The organism is Pseudomonas oryziphila (assembly GCF_003940825.1).
GTDB lineage: Bacteria > Pseudomonadota > Gammaproteobacteria > Pseudomonadales > Pseudomonadaceae > Aquipseudomonas > Aquipseudomonas sichuanensis.
The window spans coordinates 1,518,513-1,530,843 of record NZ_CP034338.1 but is presented as its reverse complement, the minus strand read 5'-3'; the positions used below and the strand labels follow the sequence as shown (position 1 = coordinate 1,530,843).

Below are 12,331 nucleotides of genomic sequence, written 5' to 3'. Positions count from 1 at the left end.
AGCAGCTGCAAGCTGCAAGCTGCAAGCTGCAAGTTGCAAGAAAAAGCGATCCGCAGACGCTTGTAGCTTGTAGCTCCTCGCTAATACCCGCGGGCGAAATCCACTTCGCCGCGCAACCCCTGCCCCGCTGCATAGGCCCGCACATTCTCGACGAACAAGCGCACCATCGCCGGCGGCGAGGTCGGCGCCGAGCTGTGCCCGGTCAGCAGCAGCCCCCAGGCGGTCCAGAACGGGTGCCGCGCAGGCAACGGCTCCTGCCGGCAGACGTCGATCACCGCACCGGCCAGATGGCCTTCCTTGAGCGCCTCGACCAGGGCTGCATCGACCACCGCCGCGCCACGCCCGGCGTTGATGAACAATGCGCTGGGCTGGAAGCACTTGAACAGCGCTGCATCGTAGAGATCGTGGGTAGTCGGGGTGTCGGGCAGCAGGTTGAGCACGTAATCGGCCTGCCCGACCATGCGTGGCAACTGGTCGAGCCCGACCACCTCAACGAAAGGTGCCTGCTCGCGCGCAGTGCTGGCTACGCCGTACAGGGTCACGCCGAAGGGCACGAGGAACTCGGCGACCCGCTGGCCGATGTCGCCCGTGCCGACGATCAGTACCCGGCGCCCTTCCAGGCTGCGCCCGGGGCGGTCGTCCCAGCGCCGCTCGACCTGGCTGACCAGGCGCGACAACACTTCGCGCTCGTGCACCAGCATGTAGGTGAGCATGTACTCGGCCATCACCTGGCCGAAGATGCCCACCGCCCGGGTCAGGCGGTAGTCACGCGGCAGCGCATCGGCCAGCAGCGGGGTGATGCCCGCCCAGGTCGATTGCATCCACTCAGGTTTATGGCCCTGGCGCAGCAGGCTGGCCAGCAGGTCCGGCTGGCCCAGCCACACCGGGCAGTCGGCGGCGAAGCGCGCCAGTTCAGCGGAGTCGCCGCTGGTCAGCACTTCCAGGTCCGGTGCTGCCTCGCCGAGCAGGCGGGCGTAGTTGGCATGATCCTGTTCAGCGATCAGTACGCGCATGTGAAACACAACCTTGGCAAACAACGAAAGCGGCCCGCCAGGCGCGCCGCAGCTATGAGGATGAGCGCGCCCGAATCAGACCGGGTCGTTGCGGCGCAGCAACTCTTCGGGCAGGTGCTCGATGTACTCCTCTTCCGGCGGCGGCATCTGCAGGTGGTAACCCTGGTTGTCGAGGTTCTCCAGCACTTTCACGATGTCCTCGCGGGCCAGCTTGCGCTCCGGGGTCAGCACCAAGTCGAAGGCGTGCATCGGCGTGCCGAATACCGGCAACAGGCCTTCAGGAACGCGCTCCAGGCCATCGGCCTTGAGCACATAGAGGTACATGCCGTTCTTGCGTGGGCTCTTGTAAATCGAGCAAATACGTTTCATTGAGTTTCTCCGGCGCCTGCCAGGTCGTCCAGCAGGGCCTGGCCCATACGCTCGCGACGCCAGCCGCGCAGCGAATCGGGCAGTTGATAGGGGCCGTCGGGGTAGCCGCTCTTGAGCAGGGCCTCGAGGGTCTTCTTGCGCAGCATCAGCTCCGGGGCGATCTGCAGGCGCTCGCCTTCGGCCTGGCCGATGGCACGCAGGCGCTTGAGAATGCCGGCGGCCTCGATCGGCAGCGGCTCAGGCAAGCGCTGCGGCCACTGTTCGGCGGGAAGGCCTGCGGCGCGCTTGATCAGCTGGATGAGGAACTCGCCGTCCTGGCGGATAGTGCGCGGGTGCATCTCTTCGATCTTGCCCAGGGCCGGCAGGTTGCCGGGTTGGCTCTTGGCCATGGGCCACAACGAGTGTTCCTTGAGGATACGGTTGCGCGGTACGTCGCGGCTGCGGGCTTCGCGCTCGCGCCAGGCGCACAGCTCGCGCAGCACAGCCAACTGCTGAGGGCCCAGCTTCCAGGCCAGCTTGACGTCGCGGTACAGGGTCTCTGGCTCGACTTCACGGCGCAGCGCGGCGACCAGCTCGGCGCCGTCGTCGAGGACCCAGGCGTACTTGTCGTCGGACAATTTCGGGCGCAGCGCGCTGAACAGCTCGGCCAGGTGCACGGCATCCTCGGCGGCGTAGCTCACCTGGGTATCGGACAATGGGCGCTGCAGCCAGTCGGAGCGGGTCTCGCCCTTGGGCAGATCAAGCCCCAGGACTTCCTGCACCAGGCGCGAGTAGCCCATGGAGAAACCGATGTTCAGGTAACCGGCGGCCAGCTGGGTGTCGAACAGCGGCTGCGGCAGCTTGCCGGTCAGGCGCAGCAGCACTTCGAGGTCTTCGCTGCAGGCGTGCAGCACCTTGACCACGGCCGTGTCGTCGAGCAACTCGGCCAGCGGCTGCCAGTCACCAATCAGCAGAGGGTCGATAAGGTAGGCGTGCTCGCCGACGCCCACCTGGATCAGGCCGGCTTTCGGGTAGAAGGTGTCGACCCGCATGAATTCGGTGTCGAGCGCCACGAAGGGCAGTTCGCGCCAGCTTTGGCAGTGCTCGGCCAGGGTCTGGTCGTCACGGATCCAGTGAATTTCGATGGCCACGAGGCTCTCCCACTAACATTGGCGCGCAGTATATACGGCGCGGCCCCTGGGGGTGAAACCTCGCGCCATCCATGGTGCCGGGCGGTTGCCCGGACGGTGACCGGGTTTTAACGCCATCGCGGGGCAAGCCCGCTCCCACGCCTCGGCGCTATGTCGTGGGAGCGGGCTTGCCCCGCGATGGCGTTAAAACCCTGCTTCAGCGCCCCGCCGCCAGCCACGGCCGGCAGCTGGCGAACATGTCCAGCGACTGCTGGTAGACCTCGGTGCGTACCTGCAACAGGCCGAGCATCGAGTGGAACAGGTTGTCCTGGGACAGTGGCGCGTCGCGCAGCTTGGCCAGGCAGTCGGTGTCCAGGCCGAAGTCCTGCTGGTAGCTGTCGGAGAACCAGGTCAACAACGGCACGTGCTTCTGCTGCTCCGGCGCCATCACGTAGGGGGTGCCGTGCAGGTAGAGGTTGTATTCACCCAGCGACTCGCCGTGGTCAGACAGGTAGATCATCGCCGTGTCGACCTTGTCCTGCTTGCTGCGCAGGGTATCGATCAGCGAGCCAAGCACCTTGTCGGTGTAGGCCAGGGTGTTGTCGTAGCCGTTGACGATTTCCGCCTGGCTGCACTGGTTCAGCGCATTGCTGCGGCACACCGGGGTGAACGGCTCGCTGCCCGTCGGGTAGCGTTTGAAATACTCGGGGCCGTGGCTGCCCATCTGGTGCAGCACCAGCACGGTGTCCTTGTCGAGGTTGTCGATCAGCTCGCCCAGGCCCTGCAGGAGGATCTCGTCGTGGCACTCGCCGTTGGCGCACAGGGCCGGGTCGGCAAGGTTGCTCACGTCGATGAACTGCACGCGGTCGCAGGTGCCCTTGCAGCCGGACTGGTTGTCACGCCACTGCACGGCCAGGCCGGCGCGCTGGAGGATGTCGAGCAGGCCTTCGCGGTTCTTGGCCACGCGGGCGTCATAGTCCTTGCGGGTCATGCCGGAGAACATGCACGGCACCGACACGGCGGTTTCGGTACCGCACGAGTGCACATCGGTAAAACTCAGCAGGCCCTGCTGTTTGGCCAGGTTCGGCGTGGTGTCGCGGGCATAGCCAAGCAGGCCGAAGTTCTCGGCGCGGGCACTTTCACCCACCACCAGCACGGTCAACGACTTGCGCTCATGGTGCTGCCAGGCGGCATCGCGGTGGGCATCCGTGCCGTATGGCTGGAAAGGCCGTGATGCAGTACCCAACTGTTCGCTGACATAACCGATGGACGCACCGACGATATTGCTCGGGGTCAGCATCAGGCGCAGTTCGTGGTGGTTGCGAAACAGCGATGCAAGCCCTTGGTAGTTGACCAGTGCCACCGAGCCCAGCGCCGCCACACAGGCCCCCGTCACCACCAATTTGCCCAGCACTTCGCGGTACCAGGGGCGGTAGGCGATTTTCGCCTTCCATACCAACAGCGACGGCAGCACGCCGAGCAGCACGATATACAGCGCAAACTTGATCGACAGCAGGTCGCGAACTTCCGCAACGTTGGTTTCCGCCACATTGCGGAACATGCCGGTATCGATCAGCACGCCATATTGATTCATGAAGTAGGCAACGCCCGCGCCGCTCATGAACAACAGGATCAATACCGGTTTCAACACATACTTGAATGCCAACAAGGTCAATATCAGATTGAAGGCGAACAACATCAGCACGGCGAATGCCAGCCCCAGCCACAGCCCCACCATGCCGGGCGGCACGATGGCTTGCAGGTGTAGCCAGAGGAAGGTGTTAAGGCCGATCAACAGGTAAAGGCTGGCCAGCAGCGTGACCCATTCAGTCCGCAGGGATTTGACGTTGAGCATGGCATTCGCAGGTAGAGTTCATGAGCGGCCAGGGTGCCCGGGCGGGCACCTTGGGAAGTTGGCCGAACTCTAAGAAGGCTAGCATCAATTTTTTGTGAAAAACTTGGTAACAATTGGTCGGAATGCAGTTTTCACCAATTAAACAAGTTTCATTCAGCTTTTATTCAGCCGGCAGACGCAGCTTGGCATAGGGCTCACGGTCGATGTCCAGCACCTCCACGCACAGCTGGATATCCAGCCCGGCCTGGGCAGGGATCGCCTCCTGCAGCACCGCGAGCAGGCTGCCCGACAACTGCTGTTTCACCTGCTCCGAGCGCCCGCTGAGCATCGCCAGGCGTACATGGGCGAAGGCACGCTCACCCGGTGCGGTGCCCACCCGGTACTTGGCGAAGGCCTGGGCGCGGCTCTTGATATCGGCTTCGTCGGCAAACTGGCCGCTGCCCACCAGGGCGTGGTTCAGGCGCAACAGCAGCAGGTCGACGTTGAGTTCGCCCAGGTTGTCGCTGTATTCCAGGTTCAGGTGAGGCATGGCGCAGGTTCCGGTCAAGGGAGGGTGTGCGACAGCCTAACCCAGTCCCCCATTGGGGCAAAGGCGGCTATCCTCATGGTTCAGGCCCGTTCGCCAACCCTGAAAGAGGTGAAGAAATGCCAGTTCCGCACGATTTGCTCGCAGACCTGCACGTTAGCGCCGACCAGTTCCAGGCCCTGATCGACAAGAATCAGGACCTGCACAAGCTGCACAAGGACTACAACACCAAGGACAAGGAAGTGGTGGCTGCCGAAGGCAACGGCAGCGCCGACGACAAGGTCAACCTGTTACGCAAGGAGCGGCTGCTGATCAAGGACAAGATTGAACGGATCGTCCATCCGCCCAAGTCCTGAACACCCCGGATAACCGGGTAAACCCTTCAAAATGATCGCGGGGCAAGCCCGCTCCCACGTGCGTGGGAGCGGGCTTGCCCCGCGATGACGTTATCAGCCCTTAAGCGGACGCTTTGAGCGCCATATCCAGGTCCTCGATCAGATCCCGATAGTCCTCGATCCCCATCGACAACCGCACCAGATTCTCGCTGATGCCCATCACGCCCTTCTGCTCAGGGCTGAGCGAGTTGTGCGACATGCTCCAGGAATGGTTGATCATGCTCTCCACGCCGCCCAGCGAATCGGCCAGGACGAAGATCTGCAGCGCCTCGACCAGGCGGTTGACCGCAGCCCGGTCACCCTTGATGCGAATGGCCACCACGGCCCCGCCGGTGCGCATCTGGCGCTTGCACAATTCATGCTGCGGATGGCTCTCCAACCCTGGGTAATACACCTGCTCGACCTGCGGATGGCTTTCCAGGTACTGCGCCACGCGCAGTGCGTTGGCGCTCTGGCGCTCCATGCGCACGTCAAGGGTCTTCAGCCCGCGCAGCGCCAGGTAGCAATCGAACGGCCCCTGGATCGCCCCCACCGCCATGCTGATCTTGCGCAGACGCCCCAGCAGTTCGTCGTTGGCCGCCACCACCACGCCGCCGGTGAGGTCGGAGTGGCCGCCGATGTACTTGCTCGCCGAGTGCATCACCAGGTCCACGCCCAAAGTGATCGGCTGCTGGTTCCACGGCGAGCAGAAGGTGTTGTCGATGCAGGTCATGATGCCGCGGGCGCGGGCCAGGTCGCAGACCGCCTTGATATCGACCAGGTGCAGCAAGGGGTTGGTCGGCGACTCGATCCAGATCAGTTGCGTGTTCGGGCGAATCGCCGCGGCCACGGCCTCGACGTCGTTGAGGTCGACGTAGGTGGTGGTCAGGCCCGAGGTGCGCCCGCGGTAGTCTTCCAGCAGGCGGAAGGTGCCGCCGTAGACGCCGTTCATCACCACCACGTGGGCATCCTTGGACAGCAGCTCGAGCACCGTGGCCGTAGCGCTGACGCCAGAAGCACAGGCCACCGCGCCGACACCCTCCTCCAGGGCCGCCACGCAGGTTTCATAGGCATGCCGGGTGGGGTTGCTGACCCGGCTGTAGGCGTATTCGGGGTTGTCGTCCAGGCCACGCTTGATGAACGAGCTGGAGGTGACGATGGCCGGGAAGATGGCGTTGTCGGCAACGCTGGACTGCTCGCCGGCGTGGATGGTGCGGGTGGCGAAATTGCGCGGCTTTTCGGACATGGTCGGGTCCATTGACTAGGGATGGAAAAGCGCAACTATCTCATATCCGCCAGCGACCGGCGCCAGCCAGAACATTATTACCTTATGCGGGCCATAGCGATTCCAAGCTGCATCGCCAACGGCTAATCTCGGGAAACTTTTTCTCGCCTGGAGCCCAACAGCGACATGGACAGTTTCGACCAGCACATCCTCACCCTGCTCCAGCGCGACGCCTCGATCTCCCTCAAGGACCTGGCCGAAGCGGTCAACCTGACCACAACCCCCTGCTGGAAGCGGGTCAAGCGCCTGGAGGACGAAGGTTATATCCGCGGCCGCGTCGCCCTGCTCGACCCCCAGCGCCTGGGCCTGGGCCTGACGGTGTTCGTCCAGCTCAAGACCCAGCGCCACGACAGCGCCTGGCTGGCGCAGTTTGCTGCCACGGTGACCGCGTTCGAGGAGGTGATGGAGGTATACCGCATGTCCGGCGACTGGGATTACATGCTGCGGGTGGTGGTGGGCGACATCGCCGCGTACGACCGCTTCTACAAGAAGCTGATCACCAGTACCGACGGGCTGTCGAACATCACCTCGAGCTTTGCCATGGAACAGATGAAGTACACCACGGCGTATCCGGTGCATCGCTGAGCGGGCTTGCACATCCACTGTAGGAGCGGCCTTGTGCCGCGAAAGGGGCGCGCAGCGGCCCCAGGGTATCGGCATCACGCAAGATCGCCGGGGCTGCGCTGCAGCCCTTTCGCGGCACGAGGCCGCTCCTACACAAAGAGTGCGTGACGCCCGGAATCAGTCAGCCACTGCCGCCGCGATCCGGTTCCCCGCGCTGGCCTTCTCCAGTTTGATCGCGACGAACTTCGAGGTTGGCGTGTAAGTGCCGTCGCCATAACTCTCCAACGGCACCAACGGGTTGGTCTCCGGGTAGTACGCCGCCGCCTGCCCTTCAGGCACGTCATAGGCCACCAGGCGGAACCCCGACACCCGCCGCTCGCGGCCATCCGCCCACAGCGACACCAGGTCCACCTGCTCGCCCGGCTCGAAACCCAGGCGGCGGATATCGGCTTCGTTGACGAACACCACTTCGCGTAGGCCAAACACCCCGCGATAGCGGTCATCCAGCCCGTACAGGGTGGTGTTGTACTGATCGTGGGAGCGCAGGGTCTGCAGGATCAGGTCGGGCTTGTCGCCACGGGCCAGCACCTGGTCGTTGACCAGTTGCTCGGGCAATAGGCTCGGGGTGAAGCACGCCTTGCCGGTGGCGGTACGGAAGGTGCGGTCTGCCGCGTTGTTGCCCAGGTGGAAACCGCCCGGATGCTGCAACCGCTCGTTGAAATCGGCAAAGCCCGGAATCACATCGGCAATCATGCTGCGGATGCGGCCGTAGTCGGCAATCGCGTATTCCCAATCGATCGGCGTATTGCCCAGGGTGGCCTTGGCCATGCCGGCAACGATCGCCGGCTCCGAGCGCAGGTGCGGCGAGCGCGGCTTCAGCTGGCCATGGGAGATGTGCACCATGCTGAAGGTGTCTTCGACCGTCACCCCTTGCGGGCCCTCGGCCTGGCTATCGATCTCGGTACGGCCCAGGCACGGCAGGATCAGCGCGTCGCGCCCGGTCACCAGGTGCGAACGGTTGAGCTTGGTGGATATCTGCACGGTCAGTGCGCAGTTGCGCAGCGCCGCGTGGGTGCGTGGCGTGTCCGGGGTGGCCTGGGCGAAGTTGCCGCCCAGGGCGACGAACACCTTGGCCCGCCCCTCCTCCATGGCCTTGATCGCCAGCACGGCGTTGTCGCCATGGGCACGCGGCACCTTGAACTGGAAGCGCTTTTCCAGGGCGTCGAGCAGTTGCGCCTTGGGTTTTTCGTCGATGCCCATGGTACGGTCGCCCTGCACGTTGCTGTGGCCGCGTACCGGTGACAGGCCGGCACCGGGCTTGCCGACGTTGCCGCGCAGCAGTTGCAGGTTGACGATTTCCTGCACGGTCGCCACCGAGTGGCGGTGCTGGGTCACCCCCATGGCCCAGCACATGATCACCCGCTCGGCCTTGCGGTACATGCGCGCCGCCAGCTCGATCTCGGCCTTGGTCAGGCCGGACTGCTCGACGATATGGTCCCAGGGCGTGGCCTCGACCACGGCCAGGTAAGCCTCGACACCACTGGTGTGCTCGGCGATGAAGGCATGGTCGAACACCGCCGGCTCATGGTTGAGCTGCGCTTCGCGTTCCCACTGCAACAGGTACTTGGCGATGCCACGCATGGCCGCCATGTCGCCGCCCAGCGCCGGGCGGAAGTACGCGGTGCTGGTGGACTCGGAGCCGTTGCTGAGCATCTCCAGCGGGTGCTGCGGGTGCTGGAAGCGTTCCAGCCCGCGCTCCTTGAGCGGGTTGAAGCACACCACCTGGGCGCCGCGCTTGACCGCCTCGCGCAGCGGCTCGAGCATGCGCGGGTGGTTGGTGCCGGGGTTCTGGCCGATGACGAAGATCGCGTCGGCCAGCTCCAGGTCATGGAACACCACGGTGCCCTTGCCCACCCCAAGGGTTTGCGACATGCCCACGCCGCTGGCTTCATGGCACATGTTCGAGCAGTCGGGGAAGTTGTTGGTGCCGTAGGCGCGGACGAACAGCTGGTAGAGGAACGCCGCCTCGTTGCTGGCCCGGCCCGAGGTGTAGAACTCGGCCTGGTCGGGCGACTCGAGGCTGTTCAGGTGTTGGCCGATCAGGGCGAAGGCCTCGTCCCAGCTGGTTTCGACATAGTGATCGGTGGCCGCGTCATAGCGCATCGGGTGGGTCAGCCGGCCCTGATACTCAAGCCAGTAGTCGGTCTGCTCCAGCAGCGCGCTGACGCTGTACTTGGCGAAGAAAGCTGGGTCCACCGAGCGGCCGGTGGCTTCCCAGTTGACCGCCTTGGCGCCGTTCTCGCAGAACTTGACCATGTCGCTTTCCGGCGACTCGCCCCAGGCGCAACCGGGGCAGTCGAAGCCGCCGTTCTGGTTGGTCTTGAGCATGGCCCGCAGGTTCTTGAAGGCGTTCTCGCTGCCCAGCCAGCTCTTGGTCACGCTCTTGAGCGCGCCCCAGCCGGCGGCCGGCCCCTTGTAGTCCCTGATGTGTTGGTCCTGGCTCATGCGGTCAATCCTCACGCGGGCATGGTAAAGGTGCGGCGGATCACGTTGTCCGCTGCTTTTTTCCAGCCTATGGAGGGTGGTGTGGGGGCGTCCAATCGAAATGTCTGACGGGGTGATAGGCGGTGTCGATCATGGGTTTCAGGTGTCTGTAATAGACCTTTCGCGGGGCAAGCCCGCTCCCACGAGAATGCCGTACGCGCATCTGCCTGGCCCTTGATAGAGGCCATTGATCAAGCGGTCAGGGAAAGCAATTTGACGGGTCTGGCCCCAGGCGATAGCTTGGATTGCATAGCCCCAACCCTCTCGAGCGCCAACGTGGAACAGAACCCCCAGGCCCTGATCGACGGTTTCAACCGCAAGGTCGACTACCTGCGGATGTCGGTCACCGATCGTTGCGATTTCCGCTGCGTCTACTGCATGGCCGAGGACATGCAGTTCCTGCCGCGCCAGCAGATCCTCAGCCTCGAAGAGCTCTATCAGGTAGCGGAACGCTTCGTCGCCCTGGGTACCCGCAAGATCCGCCTGACCGGCGGTGAGCCCCTGGTCCGCCAAGGTATCGTCGGGCTCTGCGAACGCATCGCCGCCCTGCCCGGCCTGCGTGAACTGTGCCTGACCAGCAATGGCTCGCAGCTCGGCCGCCTGGCCCAGCCGCTGTTCGATGCCGGCGTGTCGCGCCTGAACATCAGCCTCGACAGCCTCGACCCCGAGCGCTTCCGCGCCCTGACCCGCACCGGCGACCTGCATCAGGTGATCGCCGGCATCGATGCCGCGCGCGCCGCCGGTTTTCGTCGCACCAAGCTCAACGCCGTGGTGCTCAAGGGCCGCAACGACGACGAGATCGTCGACCTGGTGCGCTTCGCCATCGACCGCGAGCTGGACATCTCGTTCATCGAGGAAATGCCCCTGGGGGTGATCAGCGAACACCAGCGCGGCGAGTCCTACTGCTCCAGCGACGATGTGCGCGAGCGCCTGGCCGGGCACTTCAGCCTGATCGAATCGGCCGAGTCCTCCCAAGGCCCGGCCCGCTACTGGCGCCTGGCCGAAGCGCCGAACACCCGGGTCGGCTTCATTTCGCCCCACAGCCACAACTTCTGCGCCACCTGCAACCGCGTGCGCCTGACCGTCGAAGGCCGCCTGCTGCTGTGCCTGGGCAACGAGCACTCGCTGGACCTCAAGCAGGTGCTGCGCCAGCACCCCGGCGACAGTGCCCGCCTCGACAAGGCCATCCGCGAGGCCATGCAGCTCAAGCCCTGGCGCCACCACTTCGAAGTGGGTGGCGAGGTGCAGATCCTGCGTTTCATGAACATGACCGGCGGCTGAACGGCCGCCTCGGGAACCCCTCTTGATCGTCCACTCCCGCCCCGACATGCTGCGCGTGCTGTTCACCCTCAAGGGCTCGATCGTCAAGCGCATCGCGTTGCGCTGCCTGATGGTCACCCTGCTGGCCGCACTGATCGTGCTCATCGAGCGGCACTACCCGGCGTTGTTCTACCCGGTCAGCGCCACCCCGTTCACCCTGCTCGGGCTGTCACTGTCGATCTTCATGAGCTTTCGCAACAACGCCTGCTACGACCGTTGGTGGGAAGGGCGCAAGGCCTGGGGGCGGATGATCATCGAGGTGCGTTCGTTCGTGCGTGAAAGCGTGGTGATCGAGGATGCGCAACTGCGCTCGGCGATGTTGCGCAGCCTGTGCGGTTTTGCCCACGCCCTGAATGCCCGGCTGCGCAACGAGGACGAACTGCGCGCCGCCCGCCCCTGGCTGGCCGAGCAGGCGCCGCTGACCCCGCACAATCTGTGCAACGGAATCCTGCAGGACATCGGCGCGCAATGTTCACGACTGGCGCAGCAACAGCTGATCAGCGAGTTCCGTTACACCACCCTGGAACAGCGCCTGTCGGGGTTGACGGATGTGCAGGCCACCTGCGAGCGGATCAAGGGTACGCCTCTGCCATTCCCCTACACTCTGCTGCTGCACCGCACCATCTATATCTTCTGCCTGCTGCTGCCGTTCGCCCTGGCCGAACCGCTGGGCTGGCTGGCGCCGCTGTTCACCACCATCGTCAGCTACACCTTCTTCGGCCTGGATGCCATTGGCAACGAGCTGGAAGACCCGTTCGGCCGGGATGAGAACGACCTGCCGACCGATGCGCTGGTGCGCACCCTCGAGCGCGATGTGCTGGCGGCGCTGGGGCATGAGCCTTTGCCGCCGGCATTGGAGCCGGTGGAACACGTGCTGAGTTGAGGTTTCAGCCCGCCACCCTCCAAGCCCGACCCAGCAAGCCGGTAATCACCTGACCAAGCGCAAGCCTGCCAGGACCACCGCGAACACCGCGATGCTCGCGGTGTACAGCACCAGCGCCGGCAGCCCGAACACCAGCGCCAGCGCTGCAAGCCATCGACCCAGGCGGCCCGGAGCCAACTGGGCGACCAGCGCCAGCCCCAACGCGCTCCAGGCGATCACCTGGAAATGAATGCCCAAGCCCAGCAGCGAGCGCACCTGGCACTGCCAGATCTCCCCCGGCTGCGAGCACAAGCCGACCCACTGGGGCGCTTCCATCAAGCCATAACGCACGCCATAACTGGCGGCCAGCCACAGGGGCAGGAACAGCAGCAAGGCAATGAGCGGCCACGAACGGGACATCCGGTTCTCCAATAGCGGCAATCGAAAGCGTGAATGATCGCTCACGGGCCGATGTAAGGCAAAATCATGGCCCAGCGGCTATGTTGCACA

The 12,331-nt window shown here is 64.5% G+C and carries 12 protein-coding genes; 4 read left to right on the top strand and 8 right to left on the bottom strand.

Annotated elements, in window-relative coordinates; all coding sequences use genetic code 11:
• Positions 1–80 precede the first annotated feature (80 nt).
• From EJA05_RS07205 to EJA05_RS07185, 5 genes are all read right to left on the bottom strand, one after another.
• Positions 81–1,013, bottom strand: coding sequence for a D-2-hydroxyacid dehydrogenase (locus EJA05_RS07205; RefSeq protein WP_125857781.1), 933 nt, complete (start codon positions 1,011–1,013; stop codon positions 81–83).
• Positions 1,014–1,088: 75 nt separating this feature from the next.
• On the bottom strand, positions 1,089–1,382 hold the full coding sequence (locus EJA05_RS07200) for a YcgL domain-containing protein (RefSeq protein ID WP_125857780.1): 294 nt from the start codon (positions 1,380–1,382) through the stop codon (positions 1,089–1,091).
• The gene (rnd, locus tag EJA05_RS07195; RefSeq protein WP_125463060.1) at positions 1,379–2,512 is read right to left on the bottom strand and encodes a ribonuclease D; all 1,134 of its coding nucleotides are present in this window, start codon (positions 2,510–2,512) and stop codon (positions 1,379–1,381) included. Before rnd ends, EJA05_RS07200 begins: the two co-directional genes overlap by 4 nt.
• A gap of 196 nt (positions 2,513–2,708) precedes the next feature.
• The gene (locus tag EJA05_RS07190) at positions 2,709–4,346 is read right to left on the bottom strand and encodes a phosphoethanolamine transferase (RefSeq protein WP_125857779.1); all 1,638 of its coding nucleotides are present in this window, start codon (positions 4,344–4,346) and stop codon (positions 2,709–2,711) included.
• 160 nt (positions 4,347–4,506) lie between these two features.
• Positions 4,507–4,875 carry a 5-carboxymethyl-2-hydroxymuconate Delta-isomerase gene (locus EJA05_RS07185; protein WP_125857778.1) on the bottom strand — a complete coding sequence of 123 codons (369 nt, stop codon included), beginning with the start codon at positions 4,873–4,875 and terminating at the stop codon, positions 4,507–4,509.
• Between the two features lie 116 nt (positions 4,876–4,991).
• Between EJA05_RS07185 and EJA05_RS07180 the strand changes: the two genes are divergently transcribed.
• On the top strand, positions 4,992–5,228 hold the full coding sequence (locus EJA05_RS07180; protein ID WP_125857777.1) for a YdcH family protein: 237 nt from the start codon (positions 4,992–4,994) through the stop codon (positions 5,226–5,228).
• A gap of 100 nt (positions 5,229–5,328) precedes the next feature.
• Here the strand turns inward: EJA05_RS07180 and EJA05_RS07175 are convergent, their stop codons facing one another.
• The gene (locus EJA05_RS07175) at positions 5,329–6,504 is read right to left on the bottom strand and encodes a trans-sulfuration enzyme family protein (RefSeq protein WP_125857776.1); all 1,176 of its coding nucleotides are present in this window, start codon (positions 6,502–6,504) and stop codon (positions 5,329–5,331) included.
• Between the two features lie 153 nt (positions 6,505–6,657).
• On the opposite strand from EJA05_RS07175, the gene EJA05_RS07170 reads away from it, so the two are divergent.
• Positions 6,658–7,116, top strand: coding sequence for an Lrp/AsnC family transcriptional regulator (locus EJA05_RS07170; RefSeq protein WP_110992455.1), 459 nt, complete (start codon positions 6,658–6,660; stop codon positions 7,114–7,116).
• A gap of 156 nt (positions 7,117–7,272) precedes the next feature.
• Here EJA05_RS07170 and EJA05_RS07165 read toward each other — a convergent pair whose 3' ends face one another.
• On the bottom strand, positions 7,273–9,600 hold the full coding sequence (locus tag EJA05_RS07165; protein ID WP_125857775.1) for an FdhF/YdeP family oxidoreductase: 2,328 nt from the start codon (positions 9,598–9,600) through the stop codon (positions 7,273–7,275).
• Positions 9,601–9,915: 315 nt separating this feature from the next.
• Between EJA05_RS07165 and moaA the strand changes: the two genes are divergently transcribed.
• Both moaA and EJA05_RS07155 read left to right on the top strand, forming a co-directional pair.
• Positions 9,916–10,920: a GTP 3',8-cyclase MoaA gene (gene moaA / locus EJA05_RS07160; RefSeq protein WP_110996250.1), complete on the top strand. Its 1,005-nt coding sequence runs from the start codon at positions 9,916–9,918 to the stop codon at positions 10,918–10,920.
• Between the two features lie 22 nt (positions 10,921–10,942).
• Positions 10,943–11,842 (top strand): bestrophin family protein, encoded by a 900-nt coding sequence (locus EJA05_RS07155; protein ID WP_267285394.1) that lies wholly within the window; start codon positions 10,943–10,945, stop codon positions 11,840–11,842.
• A 45-nt stretch (positions 11,843–11,887) separates the two neighbouring features.
• On the opposite strand, the gene EJA05_RS07150 is transcribed toward EJA05_RS07155, so the two are convergent.
• Complete coding sequence (locus EJA05_RS07150; RefSeq protein WP_125857774.1) at positions 11,888–12,241, bottom strand: hypothetical protein; 354 nt, start codon at positions 12,239–12,241, stop codon at positions 11,888–11,890.
• Positions 12,242–12,331 lie beyond the last annotated feature (90 nt).

What these genes read in the sequence shown, in the direction of transcription:
- EJA05_RS07205 (WP_125857781.1), bottom strand. Translation starts at nt 1,013, where the DNA reads ATGCGCGTACTGATCGCTGAACAGGATCATGCCAACTACGCCCGCCTG.
- EJA05_RS07200 (WP_125857780.1), bottom strand. Translation starts at nt 1,382, where the DNA reads ATGAAACGTATTTGCTCGATTTACAAGAGCCCACGCAAGAACGGCATG.
- EJA05_RS07190 (WP_125857779.1), bottom strand. Translation starts at nt 4,346, where the DNA reads ATGCTCAACGTCAAATCCCTGCGGACTGAATGGGTCACGCTGCTGGCC.
- EJA05_RS07185 (WP_125857778.1), bottom strand. Translation starts at nt 4,875, where the DNA reads ATGCCTCACCTGAACCTGGAATACAGCGACAACCTGGGCGAACTCAAC.
- EJA05_RS07180 (WP_125857777.1), top strand. Translation starts at nt 4,992, where the DNA reads ATGCCAGTTCCGCACGATTTGCTCGCAGACCTGCACGTTAGCGCCGAC.
- EJA05_RS07175 (WP_125857776.1), bottom strand. Translation starts at nt 6,504, where the DNA reads ATGGACCCGACCATGTCCGAAAAGCCGCGCAATTTCGCCACCCGCACC.
- EJA05_RS07170 (WP_110992455.1), top strand. Translation starts at nt 6,658, where the DNA reads ATGGACAGTTTCGACCAGCACATCCTCACCCTGCTCCAGCGCGACGCC.
- EJA05_RS07165 (WP_125857775.1), bottom strand. Translation starts at nt 9,600, where the DNA reads ATGAGCCAGGACCAACACATCAGGGACTACAAGGGGCCGGCCGCCGGC.
- EJA05_RS07150 (WP_125857774.1), bottom strand. Translation starts at nt 12,241, where the DNA reads ATGTCCCGTTCGTGGCCGCTCATTGCCTTGCTGCTGTTCCTGCCCCTG.